This window comes from Pseudomonas sp. IPO3747, from assembly GCF_013385245.1.
GTDB classification, from domain to species: Bacteria; Pseudomonadota; Gammaproteobacteria; order Pseudomonadales; family Pseudomonadaceae; genus Aquipseudomonas; species Aquipseudomonas edaphica.
This window is the reverse complement of record NZ_JACAQL010000022.1, coordinates 82,001-106,958: the sequence shown is the minus strand read 5'-3', so window position 1 is coordinate 106,958 and position 24,958 is coordinate 82,001. Positions and strand designations below refer to the sequence as shown.

Below are 24,958 nucleotides of genomic sequence, written 5' to 3'. Positions count from 1 at the left end.
GATTATCGGCTGGCCGTGTGCTATTAGCCGGAATGCTCTGAAAAACCTGCGTGTGCGCTTACAATCCCGATTTTCAAGCGTACACCCAGGCAGCCCGGCACGACATGACGCTCGACCCTCCTACGATTCTGATTCTGACCATCGCGCTGGCCGCCGCTGCCGCGTTGTACCTGGCCATTGAATGGCGCAGCGTACGCGAGGCTTCCCTGCTGTTCTGGGCCGCAGGTTTTGCGACCATCAGCGTCGGCTCCACCCTGGCGTTGCTGCGCGGCAGTGGCCTGTTAATGATCGGCATCTGGTTCGCCAACGGCTTGCTGGTGACTGCGCACTTTCTGTTCCTGCTCGGCGTGGCGCGTTTTACCCAGGCGCGCCTTTCACCGCTATGGCTGTTGATGCTGCTGGTGTGGCTGGGAATGCTGATGCTTCCAGCCGAGCTCCCATGGTCCAAAGCCATGCTGGCGGTGCAGTCGCTGCTGGTGGCAGCGCCGACTCTGCGCGCCAGCTTTTTGCTGCGCCCGCACGGCAAATCACTCAGCATCGGCGCGGTGCAGTTGCGCTATGTGCTGCTGATTCACGGCGCGTTTTATGTGGCCAAGGCATTGTCGGTGCTGATCCCCGGCACACTGATTGACCTGGCAGCCTTCAAGGGCGAAATTATCCAGGTGTCCTTGGTGGAAGGTGCGATGGCGATCATGTTGATCGCGTTGTCGATGACCGGCTCCGAACGCTACCGCCGCGAGCAGCACATCGCGCGGCTGGCGGCCCGCGACCCACTCACAGCACTCTTCAACCGTCGCGCCCTTGACCTTCAAGCGCCACGCCTGTTGGCGCGAGTTTCGCCGGCCCAGCCAGGCGCCGTGCTGTTGATCGATATCGACAACTTCAAAGGGGTCAACGACCTCTACGGCCATACCGCCGGCGACCGTTTGCTCATCGCCCTCAGCGAGATGATCCGCGGCGTCGTCCCCCAGGATGCATTGGCTGCGCGCCTGGGCGGGGACGAGTTTTTGATTCTACTGAACAACACCTCAACCCAGCAGATTGTCGAACTGGGCAGCCGCTTGCGTGAACAGTTCCAGCAAGTCGCCGCTGACACCTTTATCACGCCAGCGCCGGTGACCTTGAGCATCGGCGCCAACCTGTTCGACCAACCACCGCCGAGCCTGGCCGCGCTGATCGAACAAGGCGACACCACGCTCTACGAAACCAAGCGTGGCGGGCGCGACAGCATTCGTCTGGTGGACCAGACCCGCACGTTCGGCTAAAGGTCGTAATGCACCGCTACGCTGCGCCCGGTCTTCACCGACTCCAATGCACTATCGGCCAGGTGCAAGGCATACAGGCCATCACGCACGCTGGTCGGTAGCTCTCGGCCAGCGTTCAGCGCGTCAATAAACTGTGTTAGCTCATTGCGATAAGCATCCGCGTAACGCTCGAGGAAAAAGTGCTGCAACGGCTCCAGCGCTTCGGTGTGGTCGGCACTCCAGTGGCGCAACGTGCTGGGCCGGTGGTTGTCGGTGAGCAACACGCCTGTGGCGCCGGAGACTTCCACGCGCTGGTCATAGCCATACACCGCCTGGCGGCAGCAGTTGATGTGGCATTGCTTGCCGGAGGCGGTGCGCAGCAACACCATCACACTGTCGTAGTCGTCGATGTCGGCCAGGCTCGGGTCCACCAGGCGGCTGGCGAACGCACTGACTTCCACCGGTTCCTCGCCGAGCAGGTGGCGAGCGGTGTCGAAGTCGTGGATGGTCATGTCGCGCAGGATGCCGCCGGAGTGTTCCAGGTAGTCACGCGGGGCCAGGCCAGGGTCGCGGCTGGTGATGATCACCTGGCGCACGGCGCCGATCTGGCCGGCGTCCAGCGCCTGGCGCAGGCGCAGCATGTCGGGGTCAAAACGCCGGTTGAAACCAAGCATCACCTTGCCGCCCAGGCGCTCGACGGCTTGGGCGGCGCTGCGGGCCTTGGCGATATCCAGGTCGATCGGCTTTTCGCACAGCACCGCCTTGCCTGCGGCCACCGCTGCCAGTAGCAGGTCGATATGGGTGTCGGTGGGCGTGCCGATCACCACGGCATCGATGTCTTGGCGGGCAAGCACGGCGGCGCAGTCATAGGCCGCTTCGCAACCTAACTGCGTGCTGAGCGCGTCGACACCTTCGCGCCAGGGGTCGGCCACCAGCACCAGCGTGGCGTTGGGGTGAGCGGCGACGTTGGCGGCGTGGATCCTGGCGATGCGCCCGGCACCTAAAACGGCAATACGTAGCATGGTCGAACTCCTGGCGTTGTTATTGAGGGAGCTTCAGTCCGGCAGGTTGAACGGTGTCACGATCTGCACCTGTGACGGCGCGATCGGCCCGGCTTTCCATAGCCGGTGGTGTTGCAGGATGTGCAAAAACACGCTGCGGGCATCGATCTGCAGGTTGTGATCGATGATCGCGGCGACTTTTTCTTCCAGCAGCAGCTGGCGATTTTCTTCGTCCAGGTCATGGCCGATAAACACTTCCAGCGGGCGCTCGAGCGCGGTGAAGGCATCGACAATCGCGCGGTTACCGCCGCCGACGCTGTACACCGCCTTGAGTTCGGGGTGTTGCTTGAGGGCCTGGGTGACGCGCTCAAACGTGCGGTCGTATACGCCGTAGCCACCGCTGATATCCAACACCCGCAGGTGCGCGGCACGCCCGCGTAGCCAGGCGCGAAAGCCCATCTCGCGTTCTTCCTCGCCACGGAACAGTTCGCTGCCGATCACCACCGCTACGTCCTGGGGCTGCGCCGGCAGCCAGCGCGACATCAGGTAGGCGGCGGTTTGGCCAGCGGTGCGGTTGTCCATGCCCACATAGCCAATGCGCTCGCTTTGCGGCAGGTCAGTGACCAGGGTCACCACCGGAATGCCCGCCGCGATCAACTGCTTGACTGCCTGATTCACCGCCGGCTCATCCGCCGCCTTGAGCACCACGCCCTGGCTGCCGGTTTCAAGGCAGCGCAGCAGCTGGTCGTGCATGGCCTGGGGTTCGATTTCTTCAAACAGGTGAAAACGCGGCGCGATGCGAAACGGCGCCAAGCTGCCCAATTGCGCGGTGATCGCCGCCTGCACCGCCGCGCTGAAGCGTTGGGGCGTGTGCATGATCACATCGACGTGAAAGGTGCGCCCCACCGCCAGGCCGTTTTTTTCCTGGGCCTCCAGCTCATCCAGCGCCTGCTCGATGCGCCGGGTGGTTTGCGCATGCACGCTGCCGCGCTGGTGCAACACGCGGTCGACCGTGGCTTTGCTCACGCCGGCCTGGGTCGCGAGTTGCTTGATGGAGAAGTGTTTTGCGCGTTCGAGCATGCGGTTCGCCTGAGGTGTTTTTGAGGTCTTTTTTGGGCGTTACTGAGGTTTTTCAATGCTAGTCTCAGTTTTGCCCGGCGTCGAGCCAGGTCGATAAAACAACAACAATTTCAGGAGAACCGCATGCCTCACACCGATCTCGCCAACGCATTCAACGGCCAATATTTTGTTGTCACCGGCAGCACCCAGGGTTTGGGCGCTGCCGTGGCGCATACCCTGGCGCAGCGTGGCGCTGCCGGGCTGATCATCTGCGGGCGCCGCCGCGCAGAGGGCGAAGAGCAGGTCCGGCAACTGGCACAGCTCGATTGCCAGGCATTTTTTGTCGAGGCTGACCTGGAAAACGTCGAGGATTGCCGCGCGATCATCGACGCAGCACGCACCCACTTCGGCACCTTGCACGGGCTGGTGAACTGCGCCGGCATGTCGGATCGCGGCACTATTCTCGACACCTCGCCTGAGCTGTTTGATCGGCTGTTTGCGGTGAATGTACGTGCGCCGTTTTTTCTGATGCAGGAAGCGCTCAAGCTGATGATCAGCACCGGCGTGGAAGGCGCAGTGGTAAATATCCAGAGCATCACCGGGCATGGCGGGCAGTCGTTTTTGAGCGCCTATGCGGCGTCCAAGGGCGCGCTGGCGATTTTGACCAAAAACGTGGCATTCACCGCGTTGCGTAATCGCATCCGCGTCAATGGCCTGAATATCGGCTGGATGGACACGCCTCACGAGGATCAGATTCAGCGCCAATACCACGGTGCGCAAGATGGCTGGCTGGCCGAGGCCGAGCGCGCACAGCCGTTCGGGCGGCTGCTCAAGCCCGAAGAAGTGGCGCAAAGCGTGGCGTTTTTGCTCTCGCGTGAAGCCGGGATGATGACCGGCGCGGTGATCGACCTGGAGCAAGGCGTGGTCGGCTGCACCGACAGTGGCAGCCCGCAACCGCACCAGGCGCTGAGCCTGCCGGGAGGTGTGTAATGTCGGCGTTCGTGACTGGCGCGGCGGTGCGCCTGGCGGATTTCAGCCGTATTTGCGCCCAATACACCAGCGCCGAGGATTACCCGCTGTGTGCAGAAGTGGTGAGCAATGTGCCGATCTATCAGGCCGGCACTTTACGCAACAGCGAGCGCCTGCGCGTCATGGATGAGCTGCATCACCTGTTCCGCGACGGGCCTGGGGTGATGGTGGTGCGCCAGGCCTATGAAGACCTGGCGGTGGTCGATCGCCATAGCCAGGTATTCGAGGCGATCTTTGCCCATGAGGCTGCGCAAGGCGTGGCCGCCGACCATTTTGCCCAGGCCGGCAGCAACGGGCGCATCTGGAATTCGCTGCAGAAAGCCGCGCTGCAGTCGCCGGAATCGTTTGCCGAGTACTACGCCAACCCGCTGCTCGGTTTGATCGCCGAAGCGTGGCTGGGGCCGAGCTTTCAGATGACCGCGCAAGTGAACGTGGTCCACCCTGGCGGGCAGGCGCAACAGCCGCACCGTGACTATCACCTGGGCTTTCAGACCACTGAGGTGGTTGAACGCTTTCCGCTGCCGCTGCATCTGTTGTCGCAATACTTGACGCTGCAAGGCGCGGTAGCCCATTCGGATATGCCGCTGGAAAGCGGGCCGACCCAACTGCTGCCCTTCTCCCAGCAATACCCGCTGGGTTACCTGGCCTGGCGCCGCGCGGAGTTTATCGACTACTTCCAGCAGCACGCCGTGCAACTGCCGCTGAACAAGGGCGACCTGCTGTTCTTCAACCCGGCGCTGTTCCACGCGGCGGGCAGCAACCGCACGACACATCACCGGCGCATGGCCAACCTGCTGCAAATTTCCTCGGCGTTCGGCAAACCCATGGAAGCCCTCGACCGCGACCGCATGATGCTGGCGGTGTACCCGGTATTGCTGGCCAACCCTGCGTTGAATGCCGAGGCGGTAATCGCCTGTACGGCCGACGGTTATGCCTTCCCCACCAACCTCGACACCGACCCGCCCTTGCACGGGCTCGCCCCGCAAACCGGGCAGCAACTCATGCAACAAGCCCTCAACGAACGCTGGCCCTCTGCGCACTTCGCCGCTGCCGTGGCGCAGCTGCGGGCCAAGCGCCAGGCGTGAATCACACTGCTTTTACAACAACAAAAAGAACGGAGCACCACCATGAAGAAGCAACTCCTCGCAGCACTGCTGAGCCTCGCTGTTACGTCCTGGGCCTGGGCGGATATACGTATCGGCGTGAGCATCGCCCAGGTCGACGATGTGTTCCTCGCACAGATGCGTGACTACATGGCGGCCCACGCCAAGGAGCTACCCGGGGTGACCCTGCAATTTGAAGACGCCCAGGGCGATGTGGTGCGCCAACTCAACCAGGTGCAGAACTTTACCGCCCAGGGCATGGACGCGATTATCGTCAACGCGGTGGACACGGCAGCCACGCAGAAAATGACCGTCAATGCCCAGCAGGCCAAGATCCCGCTGGTGTACGTCAACCGCCGCCCGGAGTTCAAGGACGTGCCGCCGGGCGTGGGCTATGTTGGCTCGGATGAGATCAAGGCCGGGGAAATCCAGATGCGCTACCTGGCAGAGAAAATGGGCGGCAAGGGCAACCTAGCGATCATGCTCGGGCTGTTGTCCAACAACGCCACGCACAACCGCACGCTGGGGGTGAAGACGGTGCTCAAGGATTATCCGGACATCAAGATTGTCGAGGAGCAAAGCGCCGAATGGCAGCGCGGCAAGGCGATTGACCTGATGAGCAACTGGATTGTGTCCGGACGCAAAATCGATGCCGTGGCGGCGAATGCCGATGAAATGGCGATTGGCGCCGCCATGGCGATCAGCCAGGCGGGCATGCAACCGGGCAAGGATATCCTGGTGGCCGGCAGCGATGGCGGCGCAGCGGGGCTGGACGCGGTGAAGAAGGGCCAGTTGCTGGTGACGGTGTATCAGGACAACAAAGGCCAGGCCGTCGGCTCGATTGATCTGGCGGTGAAGATGGTCAAGAAGGAACCCTATGTGGCTGAGCTGACCATTCCTTATCAGCAGATCACCAAAGACAATTACCAGGCGTTTCTGAACCCTTAATCCCTTGCCTATGGCCAGGTTTTCTTGTGGCGAGCGGGCTTGTTGTGGCGAGCGGGCTTGCCACAATAAGTTTGCTCAGCCAGGGGGGATTTCATCTCAGCCTCAAGACCACCAGGGCACCGAGCCCGAAGAGGCAGGCCACGCCCACTGCATAGGCCAGCGTGCGCCAGGGTTGCAGCCCTGCCAGATATGTCACCGTGTGCGCCAATCGGGCCAGGGTAAACAGGCCAAAGAGCCAACCCGTGACACCCTGGGAACTCCCCAGCGCCACACATAATCCGCCCAACACAAAAAACAGCGGGATGTTTTCCAGGTCATTGGCCCACGCCCTTTGCGCCCTCACGACGTGCGGCAATTCTTGTGGCTGCGCCATGCGGCTGAAGAACGCCGCATCTTCAAGGTTGGTGAACGCCCGCCGCCGAATCCGCCAAAAACCCTGATAGCAGGAAATCGCAAACATTTTCAGGCACAGCACCAGCACACAGCCTGCGTAGATAGCCAGCAGGTCATTCATCGCGCAACCCATTGACGACGATATAAAGCAACGGCCCCACCGAAACAAACACTGCCGTCAGCAAGAAATACGGCAGCACAGACACTACCGACCGCCCGCGACCACGCGCATCCCGATACATCCACACACACGCCAGCACCGCCATCAGGTACAGGTCCATCACTACCTGCGCGGTGTCCGGACGCGACATCAATTGCCGCCCGAAGGCCAGCAGCGATTGCTCGGCGGTGAGCATCGTCACCAGTGTATAGAGTGAAAATCCAACTAACCCGACCAGGGCAATAGAGGGTCTGTGCATGGTCTCGTCCTTGAAGTGAATGAAGCTCACGATAGTGATAAGGTCTTGGCCCTCGCAATGACCTCACAGGTTATGAACCCGCCATGGACACTACTGCCGGCGACCAGCTGCGCCAACTGCGTCGCCACGCCAAGCTGAGCCAGCTGGACCTGGCGCTGATCACCGGCGTTTCGCAACGCCACCTCAGTTACATCGAAACCGGCCGCGCCAAGCCGAGCCCGGGCACGTTGCACAATTTACTGACCGCGCTGGATGTGCCGCTTGAGCAGTGCAATCGCGTGTTCCTCGCCGCCGGCTACGCGCCACGCTACACCGCCACCCCGCTCGCCTCACCGGCCATGGCCGCGATTCGCGAAGCCGTCAGCCATGTGTTGCACGCCAATAACCCGGCCCCGGCGATTCTGCTCGACAGCCAATGGCAAGTGCTGGCGGCGAATGCGAGTACCGGCGTTCTGTTTGAATTGTTGGGGCTTGAACCGGATGCGGCAGACGGGCTGAACCTGCTGACCACGCTGCTGCAAACCGGCGGCTTGGGCGACCACCTGATCAACGCCGAAGAGATCCGCACGCTTGCCTGGCAACGCGCCAGCCGGGAGGCGTTGGGCAATCCTGAATTGGCGGTTTTATTAGCCAGCCTGCCGACGCCCACCCACACCGAACCACCCGGCCACATGCCGCCCTTGGTGCTGACGCGCATCCGCTCACCCCAGGGCGAGCTGAGCTTTCTGTCGACCTTCACCACGTTCGGCATGCCCCAGGACATCACCCTCACGTCGCTGCGTATCGAGCATCTGATTCCGGCTGACGAGCCGACGTGGCAAGTCATGCGCGCCGCCTATGCGGAGCATGCCGCGCTGGTTTTGTGAAATATCTGTCCGTAGACTGCCGCCATACCTCCCACTTGAAGGCGGCGAAAAAAACGTGATGCAAGTTACCGAAGTCTCCATTGCCCAACTGCGCGCGGCGCTTGAAACCGGCCAGACCACTGCCGTTGAACTGGTAAACGCCTACCTGGCGCGGATCGATGCCTATGACGGCCCGCAGACCGCCACCGCGCTGAACGCCGTGGTGGTGCGCAACCCTGAAGCCCTCAAAGAAGCCGAGGCGTCCGATGCGCGCCGGGCCAGGGGTGAAACGTTGGGGCCATTGGACGGCATTCCCTATACCGCCAAGGACAGCTACCTGGTCAAGGGCCTTACGGCCGCATCCGGCAGCCCGGCCTTTGCCAAGCTGGTTGCGCAGCGCGACGCCTTCACCATCGAACGCCTGCGAGCGGGCGGCGCCATCTGCCTGGGCAAGACCAATATGCCGCCGATGGCCAATGGAGGGATGCAGCGGGGTGTGTATGGCCGTGCCGAAAGCCCTTACAACGCCGACTACCTGACTGCACCGTTTGCCTCCGGTTCGTCCAACGGGGCGGGTACCGCCACGGCGGCAAGCTTCGCCGCCTTTGGTGTGGCTGAAGAAACCTGGTCGAGCGGGCGTGGCCCGGCGTCCAACAATGGTTTGTGCGCCTACACACCGTCCCGTGGGGTGATTTCGGTACGCGGCAACTGGCCGCTCACGCCGACCATGGACGTGGTGGTGCCCTATGCACGCACCATGGCCGACCTGCTGGAAGTGCTGGATGTGGTGGTCGCCGAAGACTCCGACACCCGTGGCGACCTGTGGCGCCTGCAGCCCTGGGTGCCGATCCCGAGCGTGGCGTCGGTGCGCCCCGCGTCTTACGCCGACTTGGCGGTAAGCAGCGAAGCCCTCGCCGGTAAACGTTTCGGCGTGCCGCGCATGTACATCAATGCCGCCCCCGAGGCGGGCACCAGCGAAAAGCCCGGCATTGGCGGGCCGACCGGGCAGAAGATCAACACCCGCGCCAGCGTGATCGACCTGTGGGAAGGTGCACGCAAGGCGCTGCAAGCCGCCGGCGCCGAAGTGATCGAGGTGGATTTCCCGCTGGTGTCCAACTGCGAAGGCGATCGCCCTGGCGCGCCAACCGTGTTTACCCGTGGCTTGGTTTCCAGGGAATTCCTGCACGACGAATTGTGGGAACTGTCGGCCTGGGCCTTCGATGACTTCCTGCGCGCCAACAACGACCCGGCGCTTAACCGCCTGGCGGATGTCGACGGGCCGAAAATCTTCCCGCATGACCCGGGCACCCTGCCCAACCGTGAAGATGACCTGGCCGCCGGCATGGACGAATACGTGCGCATGGCCGAGCGCGGCATCACGCCGTGGAACGAGATCAGCACGGTGCCGGACGGTTTGCGCGGCCTGGAGCAAACCCGGCGCATCGACCTGGAAGACTGGATGGACACGCTTGGGCTCGATGCGGTGCTGTTCCCGACCGTGGCCGATGTAGGCCCGGCAGATGCCGACGTGAACGAAGCCAGTGCCGACATCGCCTGGAGCAATGGCGTGTGGGTCGCCAACGGCAACCTCGCCATCCGCCACCTCGGCGTGCCCACCGTCACCGTGCCGATGGGCGTGATGGCCGACATCGGCATGCCCGTCGGCCTGACCTTTGCCGGTCGTGCTTACGATGATTCGGCGCTGCTGAGCTTTGCCAGCGCGTATGAAGCCACCGGCAGCAAACGCCTGATCCCACCGCGCACACCGCCGTTGTAAAAAATGTGGGATCACTGATCGTTCCCACGCCCCGCGTGGGAACGCATTCTGTGACGCTCCGCGTCACGACTTCAAGAGCGGACGCAGAGCGTCCAGGATTGCATTCCCACGCGGAGCGTGGGAACGATCAGGGCGATCAGGGTTGTGTTTAATATCAGGCCATGTAGGGCACGGCGATCAGCAGGATGGCGGTGCCGTGGGCGAGTGCAGCGGGCAGTACGCCGTAACGCATGCGCACCAGCGCACAGGCCAACCCTTCAAGCAGGGTGAACAGCAACACCGGCCAGCCCAGTTGGGTAACGCTTAAGGCCAGGAACCCATGGCAGGCTGCAAAGGCCACGCCGCTGATCAATGCAGCGCGCAATGGCGAAACCTGTTGCTCCAGGTAACCCTGCAAAAAGCCGCGGAACAGCACTTCCTCCAACGCATTGGCGCCATAGGCCAATACCACCATGCCCGGCAACCACACCCAGTAGCCGTGGAACTGGCTTGCATCAATGCCTTGGTAAACCCGCAGCGGCACGCCGATCAAACAGCCGACCACAACCCCCACCGCCATGCCAACCAACGGGTTGCCAATGGACCAACGCATCAACCGCCACAACTCGGGTGCCAGGCGTGAGAGCAGCATGATCAGCAGCACCGACAGCCCGCCCAGCGCCGCCAGTACGAAGGCATTGCCACTGAATGCGATCTGCACATCGCGACTCACCGCCCACATACCCAGCGGTGTCATCACATCGCGCATCAGCACAAACGCCGCCAGCAGAATCAGGATGCGCATCGCCACCTGCGCTCTCGGTGTCAACGCGAACCACGCACCAAACAGCAGCAGACCCGGCGCCAAGTGCACGGCGTAGTCGTTCAGTACCTCAAGCCCTTGGGTGATCATCGCCAGTTCAATCGTGTGCAACAGCGATCATGTCGATTTCGACGGCCGCCGATTTGGGCAACTGCATCACCCCCACCGACGTGCGCGTGTGCACACCGGCAGCGCCGAGGATTTCGTGGAACAGGTCCGACGCGGCGTTGGCCACTTCACTTTGCTGATCAAAGTCTTCGGCGCTGCGCACATACACGGTGATACGCACGAGGGTCTTGACCTGATCCAGCGAACCCAGCGCTTGCTTGAGCAACCCCAGGCAACGCAACGCGCTGATACTGGCGGCGATTTGCGCCTGGGCCAGGGTCAGGCTTTCACCGACCTTGCCCGGCAGCATGAGGGTGTCACCGACACGCGGAATCTGGCCGCTGATGTACAGTTGGTTGCCATCGCGCACCAACGGCGTGTAGTTGCCGCCGATTTTGAATTCCTCCAGCAGGTAGCCGATGCGTTCCTGGGCAGCCTGGTATTTTTCGTCGCGTGTCATGGGCGTGCGTCCTCGTTGCGGCGTTGCCACTCATCCACCACATCGCCCAAGGTTTTGGGCATGTCGTTGCGAATCCAGGCCATGAACGGCCGGTCGAACTTGAACGTCGGGCCGCAGTGTTCGAGCATGAAACGGCGAACGTTCTGGGTATTTTTGTAGTGTGGGGTCACGGGAGTGGCGCGGGTGATGGCGTCGCTGTGCCAGTCAAAATCCATGTTGTCTCTCGGGCGGCTTGTTATTTGCGCAGTAGCATAGCGATCGGCTTGTTGGGCTGGAAGCGACAAGGTGTACCGCCCTCAGTTATTTATTGTGTTGGGACGTCGTACAAGAAGCTATGTGATTTACGACGCCATCCAGCTTAATCTTTTCGAGATATTTCAAAATTTCACTTTCCTTGCCCCTCGAAAATATTGCATGGTTGTACGACGACTTAAGTTGTCGTGTTCACCCCAACAACAATAAGGAAACACCCATGCCAAACGTCAAAGTGCTGATCGGTTTTCTGTGCCTGTTCACCGGCTACGTCGCAGCTGCGCCTGCCCCGGCCGAAAAGGATGTGGCTCAAGCGGTCGACCAACTGACCCAAGCCATGCTGCACCTGGACCTCAAGGCGCTGCACGCGCTGACGTCCGACAAGCTCACCTATGGCCACTCCAGCGGCAAGGTGCAGAACAAAGCGCAATTTATCGCTGACCTGGAAACCCACACCAGCGCGTTCAAAACCCTCGAAATGCAAAACCAGACCATCACCCTGGACGGCGACACCGCACTGGTGCGCAACCACTTTCACGCCCTGGCCGTGAACAGCGGCGTCGAAGTGCCGACCGATATCGACAACTTCCAGGTCTGGCAGAAGCAAAAAGGCAAATGGCTGCTGATCGGGCGTCAGGCTTACAAATACTGACGCCAAGCGGTGCGGCTCACCACCGCACCGCTTCCCGGACCTTCAGCAGCGCCTCACCCAGCGCGGCCATGCTCACCGAACCCAGCGCCAGGCGCAGCGCGTGCGGCACCGTGGCCGAGACCGCAAACGGCTCGGCGGTGGACACGGAAATCTGCTCGCGCTGCAAGGCCATGGCCACCTGATCGGCCCGCGCCTCGTCCCCAAGCGGCAACCACAAAAAATACGAAGACGGATGGCTGATGTAAGGCACGCCTTTGAGCACCTGAGCAGCCAAGGCTTGGCGTGCCCGTGCGTCCTGGCGCTTTTGTGCTTCGAGCTGCGCGACGGTGCCGTCCTCGATCCAGCCCACCGCAATCGCGCTCATCACACCGGGCACGTTCCAGGTGGTGGCCATGATCGTGCGCTCCAGTTTTTTCACCCACTCCAACGGCGCGGCGATAAACCCGACGCGCAAACCCGTGGCAACGCTTTTGGATAACCCGCCCACGTACACCGTGCACTCAGGCGCCAATGTGGCCAGCGGCGGTGGCGCGTCTTCTGCCAGAAACGCATAGGCCGCGTCCTCAATGAGCATCAGATGGTGCTCACGCGCGATGGCAATCAGTTGCACGCGTTGCGCAAGGCTCATCACCCACCCCAACGGGTTATGCAGGGTTGGAATGCTGTACACCGCACGCACCGGGCGCCTGCGGCACAGCGCGTGCAGGAACGCCAGATCCGGGCCGCTGGCGGTCACGGGAATGGCGACGATTTCCAGGTGCAGGGTTTCGGCCAACACCTTGAAGCCTGAATAGGTCAGCGCATCCACGGCAATTACATCCCCAGGCTTGAGCAACGCCATCATCGTCACCGCCAGGCCGTGCTGGGCGCCGCTGACCATCAGCACCTGCTCCGCCTCAACCGCCAGGCCTCGGCTCAATAGATGCCGTGCCACGGCAGCGCGCTCATGCAGGCGACCGGCATGCGGCTGGTAACGCAACAGCGCTTCCAGGTCGCCCGACAGCGCCAATTGGCGCAGAGCGGTGCGCAGCAGGTCTGCCTGACCGGGCAGCGAGGGGTAATTGAAGTTCAGGTCGAGCATGCCGGTGGCCACATTCATCTGCCCACTGCCCTGCCCTGGCGGCAACGCGATTTCCCGCACAAAGGTGCCGCGCCCGGTTTCGCCGCTGACCAGGCCCATGGCTTCAAGCTCGGTGTACACCCGGCTCGCGGTGACCAACGCCAGGCCATGTTCAGCCGCCAATTGCCGGTGCGTGGGCAGGCGTGTGCCGGGCGCCAGTGCGCCGCTGCGGATGTCTTGGGCAAAGGTGTCGACCAGCGACTTGTAGCGGGCGCGCGGCATAGGCGGTGTATCCATGACAATTTTTTGATTGTCTTAATCCTGGCCCCTAGGATGGTGTTTACGCAACCACCTAGTTCGAGCCCTCACCATGGAACGCACCGCAAGCCTCACTGCACCGGACACCAGCGCCCAAGGCTGGATCAACGGCTTTATCGGCGTCGTCATCTTCAGCGGCTCCTTGCCAGCCACGCGCCTGGCGGTGATGGAGTTCAACCCGGTGTTTCTGACCATGATCCGCGCCGCCATTGCCGCGGTGCTCGGCGTGCTGTTGTTGGGGTTGTTCAGGGAAAAACGCCCTGCACGCCACCAATGGGGGCCGCTGGTGATCGTCGCCCTGGGTGTGGTGATCGGTTTTCCCCTGCTCACGGCACTCGCGCTGCAATACGTGACCTCGGCCCACTCCATCGTGTTCATTGGCCTGCTGCCGCTGGCCACCGCAGTGTTTGGTGTACTGCGTGGCGGCGAGCGGCCACGCCTGGTGTTCTGGGTGTTTTCGATCCTCGGCAGCCTGCTGGTGATGGGCTACGCCGTTGCCCAAGGCTTGAGCGCCGCGCCGGCCGGTGACCTGCTGATGCTGTTGGCCGTATTGGTGTGCGGCCTGGGATACGCCGAAGGCGCCACGTTGTCGCGCAGCCTGGGCGGCTGGCAGGTGATCTGCTGGGCGCTGGTGGTGTCGTTGCCGGTGGTGGCGCCGTTGAGCGTGATGCTGGCGCCGGCAACCCTCACGGGCATCAGCCTGCCGGCGTGGCTGAGCCTGGGCTATGTGTCGCTGTTCAGCATGCTGATCGGCTTTGTGTTCTGGTATCGCGGCCTGGCCCAGGGGGGCATCGCTGCGGTCGGCCAGTTGCAGTTGCTGCAACCGTTTTTCGGCCTGGCGCTGGCGGCGGGCCTGCTGCATGAGCAGGTCAGCCTGGGCATGGTGCTGGTGACGGTTGCGGTGATCGGCTGTGTGGCCGGGGCCAAGCAGTTTGCCCGTTAGCGCTGCGGCGCAACCATCTTGAATTTGATGTTGATGTCATTGGACACCACGCTGTTGCCCGCCCATTCACCCTCACCAATCTTGAAGTCGCTGCGCTTGAGGATGAACGCCCCGTCAAACACGCCGATGCCGCTTTGCTCCTTGAGCTGCACCTCAATATCCACCGGCCGCGTGATGCCCCTGATCGTCAGGTTACCGGTGATCTTGTAGCGGTTATCGCCCAGCGCCGTGGCGCCATTGGACTCATACACGCCCACAGGATAGGTCGCGGTGTCGAACCACGCCGGTTGCTGCAATTGGGTATTGGCGTCCTGGCTGCCGGCGTCGATGCTGGCGAGCTGGATCTTGAGCAACGCATGCGCCGCCTCAGGCTTTTGCGTGTCAAAGGTCAGGGTGCCTTCAAAGTCACTGAAGGTGCCATACACGCGCTGCCCGAACTGCTGAAAGGTAAAACTGATCTGGCTGGCAGTGCGGTTGACGTCTTTGTATTCCACGGCCTGCGCGCTGCCGAGAAACACACCAAGGAGGACCGCCAGGCTTACAAACAGGGGCATTCGACGCTTCATGCAACACTCCGCAAGACAAATGAACAGATGTGCTGAGCTAACACGCCATGCCATGGTTTTATTCCCTTTCGCAGCGTGCCCTGCTAAACAGAGTAGTCGCCAAAAGAAACAATAAGGACTTTGCATGCACACCCCTTCCCTGCAGGACATCACCGCGCCCGAAGGCATCTGCTACGGCTGCGGCGGCAGCAACCCCCATGGCCTGCACATCAAAAGCCGTTGGGATGCCGATGGTATCCATGTGATCGCCGAGCACCTGCCCGAAGCCCACTACAGCGGCTGGCCGGACCTGGTCTACGGCGGCCTGATCGCCATGCTGGTCGACTGCCACTCCAACTGGACCGCCATGGCCTACCACTACCGCAACGAACAGCGCGAGCCCGGCAGCCTGCCGCGTATCGACTGCGTGACCGGTAACCTGGGGATCAAATTCATCAAGCCCACGCCCATGGGCGTCACGCTGACCCTGCGCGCGCGTGTTGAAGGCGACGTGGGGCGTAAAAGCCGCGTGGTCTGCGAGGTGTACGCCGGTGACGTGCTCACCGCCCTCGGCGACTCGGTGTTCGTGCGCGTCGATACCCGGCAACTGTCGGATTCCGCCCATGGCCGCGAACGTTGATCCTGGTCTACAGTGATGACCACCGCTAATCGAGGACTGCTCCGATGACTCGTCTCACCGCGAAAGACTTCGCCCCCGAACTGCTGGAACTCTACGACGGCTACGCCCACGGCAAGCTCAACCGCCGCGAATTTCTCGACCGCGCCGCGCTGTTCACCTTCGGCGGCCTCACCGCCTCGGCCCTGCTGGCAGCCCTGAGCCCCAACTACGCGCTGGCCGAACAAGTCAAATTCACCGACCCAGACATCGTCGCCGACTACATCACCTACCCCTCACCCAAAGGCAACGGCACCGTGCGCGGCTACCTCGTACGCCCGGCCAAGGCCAGCGGCAAACTGCCCGCCGTGGTGGTGGTGCACGAAAACCGAGGCCTTAACCCCTACATCGAAGACGTCGCCCGGCGCCTGGCCAAAGCCGGCTTCATCGCCCTGGCACCCGACGGCCTCACCTCCGTGGGCGGCTACCCCGGCAACGATGAAAAAGGCGTGGAACTGCAACAAAAAGTCGACCCCACCAAACTCATGAACGACTTCTTCGCCGCCATCGAATGGCTGATGCACCACGACAGCAGCACCGGCAAAGTCGGGATTACCGGCTTCTGTTATGGCGGCGGCGTGACCAATGCGGCGGCGGTGGCTTATCCAGAACTCGGCGCAGCGGTGTCGTTTTACGGCAGGCAGCCAGAAGCGAAGGACGTGCCACGCATCAAGGCGCCGATCATGCTGCACTATGGCGAGTTGGACACGCGAATCAACGAGGGTTGGCCGGCGTATGAACAGGCGTTGAAGGCCGCAGGCACCACCTATGAGGCGTTTATTTATAAGGGCGCCAATCATGGCTTTCATAATGATTCGACGCCGAGATATGACGAGGCAGCGGCGAATCTGGCGTGGGAGCGCACGTTGGGCTGGTTCCGCAAATACCTGGTCTGAACACGTTCAGAACTGTGGCAGCTAACTTCTTGTGGCGAGCGGGCTTGCCCCGCGCTGGGGCGCGAAGCGGCCCTGACACCTCACGACGCGATACATCTGGAAAACCGCGTTGACTCCCCTGGGGCTGCTGCGCAGCCCAACGCGGGGCAAGCCCGCTCGCCACAACACCCCGCCTCTCAGCTTTGATCGGTGTTGCCTGATCGACATGCATGGTCAAAGGCCAGCAATCCATATCGCTTTAATTTGCAGGAAGTTTCCTAGACAATCCTTTGGCCTTGCGCCTGCTCACGCCACTGGCTAGCCTTCGCTCTGTCGCTGCACATCAGCGATCGGGTGTGGAAACCTGGGAATCAGTGGGCGCCAAGCGCCAGCACCATCTGACCAATGTCGGCGCTTTCTTTTTGCCTTCAGAACGTTATATGGCGGCTGTACGTGGGCAGACTTCGGTCTGGCCGGGTCCTACTGTCCGGTTTTCCACCCTGCGTACAGCTGCCACCCTTTGTCGTGTGGAAACGGCATTCGGATGGCTCCCATTTCAGTAGGAGCTTATGCATGAGCAAAATTGTCCCTGATCCACCGCGCTTTACCCCCGACCGTGAAGTGTTTGAACGCGCCTTACGTCACTACTTGCAACCCGAGTCGCCGCACTCCTTTACGGTGCAGAACGACCTCAGCTTCGAAGACGCCCTCGCCCAACTCTGCGACCTGCTGCGCTGCGCAGCCGCCACCGCTGCCGACACCACCCAAGGCCTGACAGACGATCAACGCCACATGGCCGGTGCCACCGAACACCTGATCGACATGGCCCAAACCCTGGCCGACCGTGCGCTGGAGTGCCTGCAACCCAAAACCTGCTGACACACCACAAACCAACTGTGGGAGCTGGCTTGCCTGCGAAGGCGGTGTGTCAGTGCCGGATTAATGACTGATACACCGCCGTAGGCAGCAAGCCGAACTGGGCACTTTCCCTCATGAGCCAGTTTGCCGATTCAGGAAGGTTTTTCAAAAAAAATAGGGGGCAGACCACGTTTAGTGCTCCGTCAGAAGAATAGTGGTCTGATCCCACTCGATCTCTTTTGCTCCATCTACACTGCTTTAATCGCTGAAATCAGACCCAAAAGCTCGGACTCAGTCAACTCAAACTCCTCACCGTCCTCCATTGCCATCAATGTGAGAAGTGCTCGATCCATGGGAGCAGTGATTTCTAAGCCATGGTTTTGATAAATTTCAAATGCCAGTTTAGAAATCCTAAAGACATCGAAACCGTTAACCAGTGCTTTTTCTAAATCCATAGCGAGGTCGGCTTGTGAGTACATATTCCTAACTCTTCAACTCTGGAAAAATAGGGGCCAATCCACGCTTAATACTCAGCAAGAACAATAGTGGTCTGACCCTGAGGGATCCCCGATTTTTCTTAAGAAAAATCAAGAAGTTGGAATCATTGAAGAAGCCTGCATGAGTCGGCAACTTGGTTTGCACCACACTAAAACAAGATCCTCGACCCATGCAAGCCATCCGTTTTTTACACAGAGCGCTCGCTCAAGCACTGCCTTCAATCCATTCTCGTCGCCTGACAACACTGATGAGTTGTGTCAGTTCGTTACTGCAGGGATTCCTCAGGGTCAGACAACGTTAGTGCTCCGCCAGAAGAATAGGCGAAAAATAGGGGTCAGACCGCGTTTAGTGCTCCGTAAAAAATAGTAGCATAACCCCATTTTTTGCTCTTCCAAAGAAGAATAGTGTTCTGACTTATTTTTATCCTGTTTTCCTTTTACTGAACGATTCAACTAGACTAAAACCTTTTTGAGTAACGCTTTTCTAATCTTTCAGCAGACCTTAGAACAGCGCCCCCATCATCAGGAAAGAAAGTAGAGTATACATGAGCTGCAATTTTCATCAGGAAAACGTAGTCAGGCACTGGAAGACTTGAAGTTTCCACCTCGCCCAAAAAAAAGCTGACCTCATTGAAATCCTCTGGATCGTCCCAATCCTGATCGAGAGAGTAAAAAAAACCTTCACTTACAGAGACGCCAACCCCCCGCGAAGCATCATAGATAAAAGCCGGGAAGTTAGTCCTCCTTCTCGCTATAGCAGCCTCTATGAGTTCGTAAAGATCTTCATAACCCAGACCAGTTGAAGAAAATGACTCCTTGAGTTTTTCAAGCCAAACCAATCCATCCATCATTTTGTTCTTGAAAAATATGGGGCAGACCACGTTTAATGCACCGCCAGAAGAATAGTGATCTGACCCCATTTCTCCCTTGACCTGAAGCGTCCAATTCTTCCAGTAATGCCCACTAAACTCATTAGAAACAGTAGAGATCAGACCACCTTTAGTGCTCATTTAGAACAACCTAGCTCTCCACATTAGTGATCTGATCGCATTTTTTTCGCAGGATCCGACCCATTTTTTCAACTCAAAAATCACTCTTTTCGACGATAAACAGCCCTATTGCCTTCCGAAAAACTAGGTAGATTTTCATTACCGACTAAAATCTCTGACTTGCATTGTAAACTCGAATCCTGATACGCGGCATATTGACATATAATGTCTTCTATCTCAGCGATATCATCTTCTATATTTTTCTCGAGATAAAATCTTATTACCCAGACATCAACCTCACAAGATAACACCACCATTCTAAAGTTTGGAGTAACTGCCCCTAGCATCGCTTGAACAAGCATTAACACTTGAAAATTCCAAGCTTTCAATTTGGCTACCGCATTCATTTCTCGAGAAAAATGGGACAGATTTATTTAACTTTCCGAGCCCTTTGTTACTTAAACCAACCCATCCCCTTTTCCCTAAATACCTACCAGGACAAAAATGGCAATAAATTTCATTTTTAAGTGGGAAGGCGGGCTAACCTTTGCCATCACAGAGAAGAACCTCAAGCGCGGACTTAGCCTTATCCACCACTAACTGCCACTCTTTCTTCTCCAAGTAATCCTTATCAGAAAGATCAACGCCATACTTATCAAAAACCACATCAATGGCACTCACAAGGGCTGCCATAGAACTGGCTTCTTCCGTATTTCTCAGAACCACACCTATCCAAGCATAGGGATCCTTAGCGAGCCCGGTATCATCATATAAGAAATGCACAGTGTAATCGAGTTTGTCATACCCAGACTCTGGCAAGGAGTGTTCAACCCAGGCCCGATACTGATAATTAGCGTCTGACAACCCACCCATATAAGACAGAAGCTCCTCCCTCATTGTCGGTAGCTCCAGCTCGGAAAGTTCAGTACGTTTCATTTTTACACTCTCCCAAGGACATAAGAAAAAAGGTGCCAAATTTACTTGTGATATCGACCACGTAAAATCAAATAAATTACCCACATTTTCCGCCCAGGGGAGAAAAAGCGGACGGATTTATTTGATTTTCCGAGTTCTTTGTTACTTAAAAAAATCTGTCCCCTTTTCGCCCCAGAGCCTTTTAACCTACACGTTGAAACCAGAGCTACCACCCTCAAGCAGTGCCGGGCTTCCCGTCGTCATAGATGTCGGCAAGACCGCGTACCTTAGTCAAGTTGCCGGTTTGAATCACGATGGTTTTGGCGAACATATCGCCGAGGCGGGTTCTGGACTCAAGGAAAATCCACACCCAGTCGATGATCACCAGCACCCCGGCATTGCGGGTGAGCGACTGAGAAATGGAGCAGCCCTTGCGGGTTTTACGGTCGACGACCGCGATGCTCAGCAAGCGCTTGCCCAGGCTCTGGCCATTGGGCAGCGCGTCTGCGAGCAAGAGGTAGGCAAAACCTGCGAAAAACGCCGCAAGGAACCCGCCCTTGGCCGTCACGGCGGGGACGGACGCCGACAGCACCTCGGCGCCGAACTTGACGATGAAAAAGATCAGCACCGCGATGCCAGAGTCGATGATTCGGGCCAGCAGGCGACGGCCGATGCTAGCCAAAATGGTCGGCCGTTTAGCGGGGGTAATTGCGTCCATACGGTGTCACTCCGGCTTATGTAAACAGCAACAACGGCCAAGCTCAACGCCCGGCCGCCTCAATCGCTTTTTTACTCACTTGCTTTCTTTTGCAATGGTACCCAACGACGCGTCCTTGACCAGATAACGGCCTTCCACATCGCTCAGCACTTTGAGGCTGTTGCGCGCCACGGCGAAGCCCATTTCGACTTCCTGCTTGAGGTAAACCACCTCACCGGCCTTGACGTTGATCGGCATGTCAGCCCAGTTTTCAGCTTTGGAACTGATCACGTGCTGGCCCGGCGACACGAAGAAATAAATGTACTGGTTACCACGGTTGTAACCCATCTCCGAGTCGGCTTCCTTGTCATCCAGGAACACGTTGAACCGCACCATCATCCCCACGTTGCTTGGGCGCACGACATACACCAGGCCTTTATCGGCGACGGCGGCCTTGGGCAACGAGTAGTTCGCCACGTCAGCCTGCATCTTCTCCACCGACGGCGTCGAGGAGCAGCCAAACAGCGTGGCCAGGGACAATACAACAGCAGCTTTGCAGAACAGCTTGATCATGTACTTCTTCCTTGTGGTGTGACGGTAGAGCGGGTTGAGAGCGCCGGCGATTGGCCGGCGCGGGTTCTTTGATGCGTTTAATCATCGCCAGGGTATCGGCCATGGGGATGAAGACGTGAAGCGTTGTGCGTGGGCCAGCGTAAAAAAAGGGGATTTATTTAATTTTCCGAGCCCTTTGTTTGTCCCTCATAACCGTTACCAGACAAAGTAATGTGCCGGCTTTTGCCCACCGGGCCTCCTTACCTGTTATCCGATTAAACCGATTGCATGAAGGGGGCTCCCAAAGAGCCACCTTCATGCTGTTGCTCCTTAAAACGCGTACTGCGCCTTAACCATCACACCATCGGCATCAAACCCGCTACGCGCCTGACGTGTGTAGCTGGCACCCACCGTCAGCGCCGACACCTGATAATTCAGGCCCAGGCTGGCTTCGTAACTGTCACGCGCCACCGAGGCACCGGTGACGGTAAACGCCGAGCCGCCCATCACAAAGCTCGAGGTCTGCGCCACGCGATCACCCATGAGGTCGTGATAGGCCATCAAGGTCGCTTCCGGTTGCAGGCTTCCCATGGACAGCGGGAAGTTGCCGGCCAGACGTAAACCTGCGCCCAACTCGCCCACTTCATAACGTTGCGAACCGGTGCTCAGCGCTGCCGCAGAACCCTTCTCGTTGAAGCCGTCCATGTGCACGCTGGAATAACGTGCCGCCACTCGCGGTTCAACCAGTACCGCCTCCGACAACTTGAAGGTGTAGCCGCCCAGCACGCTGGCCGACAACACATCGCTGCCATAACTGCCCTTGGCCGTGGTACCGGCCACATGACGCTTGCTGTCGTTGTCGTTATGGCCGTAGCCCAAGCTGCCATCGACAAACCAGTTCTGCAGCGACCAGTTGGCATACAGCGATAGCGCGTTGCCCTGCACTTCGGTCTTGTTGCCCAGGTCCGAATGGATATTGGAATTGATGTAGCTGTACGCCACGCCCAGCGTAGTGCTGTCGTTCAACCGACCATCCACACCCACTGCCATACCACTGCTGTTGGCCGAATAACCGTTATTACCACCACGACCGTCCTGGTCCATGTTGCTGCTCAAGCCTTGCAACCACACACCAACGGCTTCGCGGTTATCCCGTTGGCCGGTGAGGCGATTAAGGATCGCGCCATTGATCACTGTCTGGCCCGACAACGCCACATCCAATGCACCACGGTTTACATCTGGCTTGAGCTGCTCACCGATCTGCGCCAGTTGCTGCGCCGTGCCCGCACTGGCCAAGGACTGGAACACCGGATCGTTCGCGCCCAACTGCCCAAGCACGTCATTTTTCACTTCGTTGACTGCGGTGACGACCTGCTCAGTGGCGCCGACGTTGAGAAGCGCTTCTTGTACCTGTTGATTGCTCTTCAAGCCAACCACAGCCTTGACTGTCTGCGCATCTGTCGAATAGCTGAGCACATCCAGCAACGACGAGGTGCTGCTAACCGTCAGGCCATTGTTCTGCACGCTGCTGGCTTGCAACAGGGTGTATTCGGTGCCACTCGGCACGGCGGTGAAATCACCTGGATTGGCACTCAAAGTCACCTTTGAAGCCTGGGCGAAATTCGCTGCACCAGTGACCGTCAGGTACGGCGTGGTTGGCACGACGCTGTTGGCCAGGCGCATATCAATGCCTGCGCCACTGGCGACATTTAGGTCACCGGTGAGGATGGTGCCGGGGGCAGACAGGTTCAAGGAGCCGGCGTTGATGGTTACCGGCGCGATGATACGGTTGCCGGTAAAGTCCGCCTGGCCGGCGATGTTCACGGCATTCACGTTGAGTACGTCACCGACGATTTTGCCGCCGGACCAGTTCAGAGTGGCCAAATGAGCCGCATCGATGGCAGTGCCGGAGTTACTGCGGATTTCGCCGGCTTGCTGATTGATTTCGAAGGGCGACGTTTGCTCGACAGCATCAACAAAAATGGCCGTGCCGTCGGCGCTGATGGTGCCGCGGTTGACGATGCCACGGGAGCCGGTTGCGCTGTTCTGGGCGAAGGCTGCGCCCTGGAAGTCGAAGGCTTTGGCGTTTTCGCCTTTGGCTTCAATCGTGCCGGTGTTGAGGATGTAGTCGACGGTGCCGTCAAAAAATGCGATGCCTTTGGCGTCGGAGCCATTGGCAGAGATCAGACCGCTGTTTTCGATTCTCAATGGGGTTGTACTGGTCTCCACCTCAAAAGCCCAAGCGTCTTTACCTGTCACCGACAACGTCCCGGAGTTGAGGATCTTGCCACCGATGCTGGTCTGCAACGTGCCGCGCCGGTCCAGCGCCATACCCAGGGAGTCATCACCCACCATTGCTATCACGCCGGTGTTGGAGACATCACCCGCCACTGTGGTGCCATGCAGATAAATGCCATCGCCGCCGCTCAGGGAGCCAGATGTTGGGGCTGTGGATTGGATCGTACCGGAGTTGATGACACTTCCACCGATGGTGGTACCGCCTATTTCAAGACCTTCATAGCCGCCGTTGTTCATGATGATTTTGCCGGCCTGGATCACGTCACCAGTGATGGTGCTTGTGCCGGGATTGGTTGCCAGCGACACGTCCGGGTCCACGGCAAACGCACGAATGGAACGCCCCTGAGAATCCAGCACAATATCCGCACGATTGATCAACGAACCCTGGATCCTGGTGTCGGCGACACTCACCCCTCTCCAATTGCTCGTGCCTTGGCTGGCGGTCAAGTTCGTGGGCTCAGACAATGTTCCGGTAAGGGTCAGTGACTCATTGAGCGTCTCGCCGAACCACGTGGTCTTGCCTTGACCGATATCCACCTCAACGGCCAGCGCCTGGCTACTGATGAGCCCGGCCATCATGGCCAACGCGCTTTTATTAAACGACTTTTGCTTCATGTGAAACTCCATGTATGACAGACAACACCACCCATTACCCGGGCGGCTACAGGTTCAAAAAATGGAACAACCTATTTGAGCGCTAACGCCTGCTACTGACCGGCACCTGAATGACACCGATCAGCGTCCCGCTCATTACAACGGGAAAAAAGCGGGAAAAAAGGGGACAGTTTTATTTAATTCTCCGAGTTCTTTGTTACTTAAATAAATCTGTCCCCTTTTCCTACTGTGGCGGCCTCGCCATTTTGAGCAGTGCTCCCTACAGTACTTGCAGAAGCTTTTGGACCTACTTTTTAGGTACGCCAGGCTGTAGCGCCTAAACCGGAGCGTTGTAAGAAACATCTCCCGAGTCGCGCCAAACTCCATTCGCAAAGCTCACTGGCCGCTGTGGATAACAAACCAACAGCCCTTCGACGAACTGACAAAAGGATAAGTCAAGTCGCGTTACCCAACGCATATTGTCTATTTCCAACAAACGCCAGTTGTCTCCGCTGTCGAAACCGAAAGCAGTCCCGGCGCTATCCCAGCCGAACAGCCACACCTCGCCCTTCGCGCCCGCTTCATAAGGCCCATCTTTATAAATTCCATCATCACCGAAGTAGTCAGCCGCAGCAGAAAGCAGCATTGAAAAAGGGGACAGATTTATTTAGTCCGAGCTCTTTGTTACTTAAATAAATCTGTCCCCTTTTTCCGTTGCTTTTGCACCATCAAGTTTTAACTAAAACGAACTCCAATAACGTATCAGGGTCTGAAATCGTACTTAGGAAGTACTTGGCCGATTTTCTAGACTCAGCTGGGAATAGCTCTCCGGCAGTCATAGCCAGGGCAGAAAAATCCGCAATACAATCCATGTCAGGCACTCTTTTACCTCCAACGACTTTGAACCCCTCGATTCCGAGTACGGCTGCATCGTGCTCATCGCAAAAAACTAGTAACTTATGCCCATCAATTAAGTTAAATAAAGGCGTTTCACCCCAAAGCCTAGTGGGCTCCGGCCCCGCACCCAGAAATATGAATTCATTCATTAC

29 protein-coding genes are annotated in these 24,958 nt (G+C 58.9%); 11 read left to right on the top strand and 18 right to left on the bottom strand.

Going from position 1 to position 24,958, the window contains the following annotated elements; translation table 11 throughout:
• Positions 1-104: 104 nt before the first annotated feature.
• Positions 105-1,265, top strand: coding sequence for a GGDEF domain-containing protein (locus HX790_RS21965; RefSeq protein WP_176992134.1), 1,161 nt, complete (start codon positions 105-107; stop codon positions 1,263-1,265).
• Here HX790_RS21965 and iolG read toward each other — a convergent pair.
• Positions 1,262-2,266, bottom strand: a complete 1,005-nt coding sequence (gene iolG / locus HX790_RS21960) for an inositol 2-dehydrogenase (RefSeq protein WP_176992133.1) — start codon at positions 2,264-2,266, stop codon at positions 1,262-1,264. The two genes, HX790_RS21965 and iolG, sit on opposite strands and share 4 nt — an antisense overlap.
• A gap of 33 nt (positions 2,267-2,299) precedes the next feature.
• Positions 2,300-3,325: a LacI family DNA-binding transcriptional regulator gene (locus HX790_RS21955; protein WP_176992132.1), complete on the bottom strand. Its 1,026-nt coding sequence runs from the start codon at positions 3,323-3,325 to the stop codon at positions 2,300-2,302.
• Positions 3,326-3,448: 123 nt separating this feature from the next.
• On the opposite strand from HX790_RS21955, the gene HX790_RS21950 reads away from it, so the two are divergent.
• From HX790_RS21950 to HX790_RS21940, 3 genes are read left to right on the top strand one after another with little or no spacing between them, the layout of a single operon-like run.
• A complete protein-coding gene (locus HX790_RS21950) occupies positions 3,449-4,294 on the top strand; it encodes an SDR family oxidoreductase (protein WP_176992131.1) in 846 nt (281 codons plus the stop codon).
• Positions 4,294-5,418, top strand: coding sequence for a phytanoyl-CoA dioxygenase family protein (locus HX790_RS21945; protein ID WP_176992130.1), 1,125 nt, complete (start codon positions 4,294-4,296; stop codon positions 5,416-5,418). Before HX790_RS21950 ends, HX790_RS21945 begins: the two co-directional genes overlap by 1 nt.
• 42 nt (positions 5,419-5,460) lie before the next feature.
• A complete protein-coding gene (locus HX790_RS21940) occupies positions 5,461-6,384 on the top strand; it encodes a sugar ABC transporter substrate-binding protein (protein ID WP_176992129.1) in 924 nt (307 codons plus the stop codon).
• 91 nt (positions 6,385-6,475) lie between these two features.
• Here the strand turns inward: HX790_RS21940 and HX790_RS21935 are convergent, their stop codons facing one another.
• The gene (locus HX790_RS21935; protein WP_099549637.1) at positions 6,476-6,898 is read right to left on the bottom strand and encodes an MAPEG family protein; all 423 of its coding nucleotides are present in this window, start codon (positions 6,896-6,898) and stop codon (positions 6,476-6,478) included.
• Positions 6,891-7,196, bottom strand: coding sequence for a DUF2834 domain-containing protein (locus tag HX790_RS21930; protein ID WP_169986264.1), 306 nt, complete (start codon positions 7,194-7,196; stop codon positions 6,891-6,893). Before HX790_RS21930 ends, HX790_RS21935 begins: the two co-directional genes overlap by 8 nt.
• Positions 7,197-7,279: 83 nt before the next feature.
• Between HX790_RS21930 and HX790_RS21925 the strand changes: the two genes are divergently transcribed.
• Both HX790_RS21925 and HX790_RS21920 read left to right on the top strand, forming a co-directional pair.
• Positions 7,280-8,062, top strand: coding sequence for a helix-turn-helix domain-containing protein (locus HX790_RS21925; protein ID WP_176992128.1), 783 nt, complete (start codon positions 7,280-7,282; stop codon positions 8,060-8,062).
• Between the two features lie 55 nt (positions 8,063-8,117).
• Positions 8,118-9,818, top strand: a complete 1,701-nt coding sequence (locus HX790_RS21920; RefSeq protein ID WP_176992127.1) for an amidase — start codon at positions 8,118-8,120, stop codon at positions 9,816-9,818.
• 154 nt (positions 9,819-9,972) lie between these two features.
• Here HX790_RS21920 and HX790_RS21915 read toward each other — a convergent pair whose 3' ends face one another.
• Genes HX790_RS21915 through HX790_RS21905 form a run of 3 tightly spaced genes read right to left on the bottom strand, consistent with a single transcriptional unit; the run spans position 9,973 to position 11,403 of the window.
• Complete coding sequence (locus HX790_RS21915) at positions 9,973-10,710, bottom strand: CPBP family intramembrane glutamic endopeptidase (RefSeq protein WP_170037766.1); 738 nt, start codon at positions 10,708-10,710, stop codon at positions 9,973-9,975.
• Positions 10,711-10,717: 7 nt separating this feature from the next.
• On the bottom strand, positions 10,718-11,188 hold the full coding sequence (locus HX790_RS21910) for a RidA family protein (protein WP_176992126.1): 471 nt from the start codon (positions 11,186-11,188) through the stop codon (positions 10,718-10,720).
• Positions 11,185-11,403, bottom strand: a complete 219-nt coding sequence (locus HX790_RS21905) for a DUF6434 domain-containing protein (RefSeq protein ID WP_017138970.1) — start codon at positions 11,401-11,403, stop codon at positions 11,185-11,187. The genes HX790_RS21910 and HX790_RS21905 overlap by 4 nt, the downstream gene beginning before the upstream one ends.
• Before the next feature lie 257 nt (positions 11,404-11,660).
• Here HX790_RS21905 and HX790_RS21900 point away from each other — a divergent pair, with 257 nt between their 5' ends.
• Positions 11,661-12,092: a nuclear transport factor 2 family protein gene (locus tag HX790_RS21900; protein WP_017138971.1), complete on the top strand. Its 432-nt coding sequence runs from the start codon at positions 11,661-11,663 to the stop codon at positions 12,090-12,092.
• Between the two features lie 16 nt (positions 12,093-12,108).
• Here HX790_RS21900 and HX790_RS21895 read toward each other — a convergent pair whose 3' ends face one another.
• Complete coding sequence (locus tag HX790_RS21895; protein WP_017138972.1) at positions 12,109-13,434, bottom strand: PLP-dependent aminotransferase family protein; 1,326 nt, start codon at positions 13,432-13,434, stop codon at positions 12,109-12,111.
• A gap of 88 nt (positions 13,435-13,522) precedes the next feature.
• Here HX790_RS21895 and HX790_RS21890 point away from each other — a divergent pair, with 88 nt between their 5' ends.
• Positions 13,523-14,413 (top strand): DMT family transporter, encoded by an 891-nt coding sequence (locus HX790_RS21890; protein ID WP_176992125.1) that lies wholly within the window; start codon positions 13,523-13,525, stop codon positions 14,411-14,413.
• Here the strand turns inward: HX790_RS21890 and HX790_RS21885 are convergent.
• Complete coding sequence (locus tag HX790_RS21885) at positions 14,410-14,979, bottom strand: YceI family protein (protein ID WP_026013837.1); 570 nt, start codon at positions 14,977-14,979, stop codon at positions 14,410-14,412. The genes HX790_RS21890 and HX790_RS21885 overlap by 4 nt on opposite strands.
• Positions 14,980-15,103: 124 nt before the next feature.
• Here HX790_RS21885 and HX790_RS21880 point away from each other — a divergent pair, with 124 nt between their 5' ends.
• The 3 genes from HX790_RS21880 to HX790_RS21870 all read left to right on the top strand — a co-directional run bounded on the left by HX790_RS21880 (position 15,104) and on the right by HX790_RS21870 (position 17,388).
• Positions 15,104-15,598 carry a PaaI family thioesterase gene (locus HX790_RS21880; protein WP_017138975.1) on the top strand — a complete coding sequence of 165 codons (495 nt, stop codon included), beginning with the start codon at positions 15,104-15,106 and terminating at the stop codon, positions 15,596-15,598.
• Positions 15,599-15,642: 44 nt separating this feature from the next.
• Positions 15,643-16,530, top strand: coding sequence for a YghX family hydrolase (gene yghX / locus HX790_RS21875; protein WP_017138976.1), 888 nt, complete (start codon positions 15,643-15,645; stop codon positions 16,528-16,530).
• Positions 16,531-17,082: 552 nt separating this feature from the next.
• On the top strand, positions 17,083-17,388 hold the full coding sequence (locus HX790_RS21870) for a DUF6124 family protein (RefSeq protein ID WP_017138977.1): 306 nt from the start codon (positions 17,083-17,085) through the stop codon (positions 17,386-17,388).
• A 227-nt stretch (positions 17,389-17,615) separates the two neighbouring features.
• Here HX790_RS21870 and HX790_RS21865 read toward each other — a convergent pair whose 3' ends face one another.
• The 9 genes from HX790_RS21865 to HX790_RS21825 form a co-directional block, all read right to left on the bottom strand.
• Positions 17,616-17,846 carry a hypothetical protein gene (locus HX790_RS21865; protein ID WP_017138978.1) on the bottom strand — a complete coding sequence of 77 codons (231 nt, stop codon included), beginning with the start codon at positions 17,844-17,846 and terminating at the stop codon, positions 17,616-17,618.
• Positions 17,847-18,322: 476 nt separating this feature from the next.
• Positions 18,323-18,874, bottom strand: a complete 552-nt coding sequence (locus HX790_RS21860) for a hypothetical protein (RefSeq protein WP_176992124.1) — start codon at positions 18,872-18,874, stop codon at positions 18,323-18,325.
• Between the two features lie 80 nt (positions 18,875-18,954).
• Positions 18,955-19,242 carry a hypothetical protein gene (locus tag HX790_RS21855; protein WP_176992123.1) on the bottom strand — a complete coding sequence of 96 codons (288 nt, stop codon included), beginning with the start codon at positions 19,240-19,242 and terminating at the stop codon, positions 18,955-18,957.
• 151 nt (positions 19,243-19,393) lie between these two features.
• On the bottom strand, positions 19,394-19,789 hold the full coding sequence (locus tag HX790_RS21850) for a hypothetical protein (protein ID WP_100219310.1): 396 nt from the start codon (positions 19,787-19,789) through the stop codon (positions 19,394-19,396).
• A 214-nt stretch (positions 19,790-20,003) separates the two neighbouring features.
• Positions 20,004-20,486 (bottom strand): RDD family protein, encoded by a 483-nt coding sequence (locus HX790_RS21845; protein ID WP_138453803.1) that lies wholly within the window; start codon positions 20,484-20,486, stop codon positions 20,004-20,006.
• A 75-nt stretch (positions 20,487-20,561) separates the two neighbouring features.
• Positions 20,562-20,954 (bottom strand): DUF2846 domain-containing protein, encoded by a 393-nt coding sequence (locus HX790_RS21840; RefSeq protein ID WP_026013838.1) that lies wholly within the window; start codon positions 20,952-20,954, stop codon positions 20,562-20,564.
• A gap of 393 nt (positions 20,955-21,347) precedes the next feature.
• Complete coding sequence (locus tag HX790_RS21835; protein ID WP_176992122.1) at positions 21,348-23,930, bottom strand: autotransporter outer membrane beta-barrel domain-containing protein; 2,583 nt, start codon at positions 23,928-23,930, stop codon at positions 21,348-21,350.
• A 316-nt stretch (positions 23,931-24,246) separates the two neighbouring features.
• Positions 24,247-24,555: a hypothetical protein gene (locus HX790_RS21830; protein WP_017138983.1), complete on the bottom strand. Its 309-nt coding sequence runs from the start codon at positions 24,553-24,555 to the stop codon at positions 24,247-24,249.
• Positions 24,556-24,637: 82 nt separating this feature from the next.
• Entirely contained in the window at positions 24,638-24,955 is a 318-nt protein-coding gene (locus HX790_RS21825) for a hypothetical protein (protein ID WP_017138984.1), read from the bottom strand.
• Between the last annotated feature and the right edge of the window lie 3 nt (positions 24,956-24,958).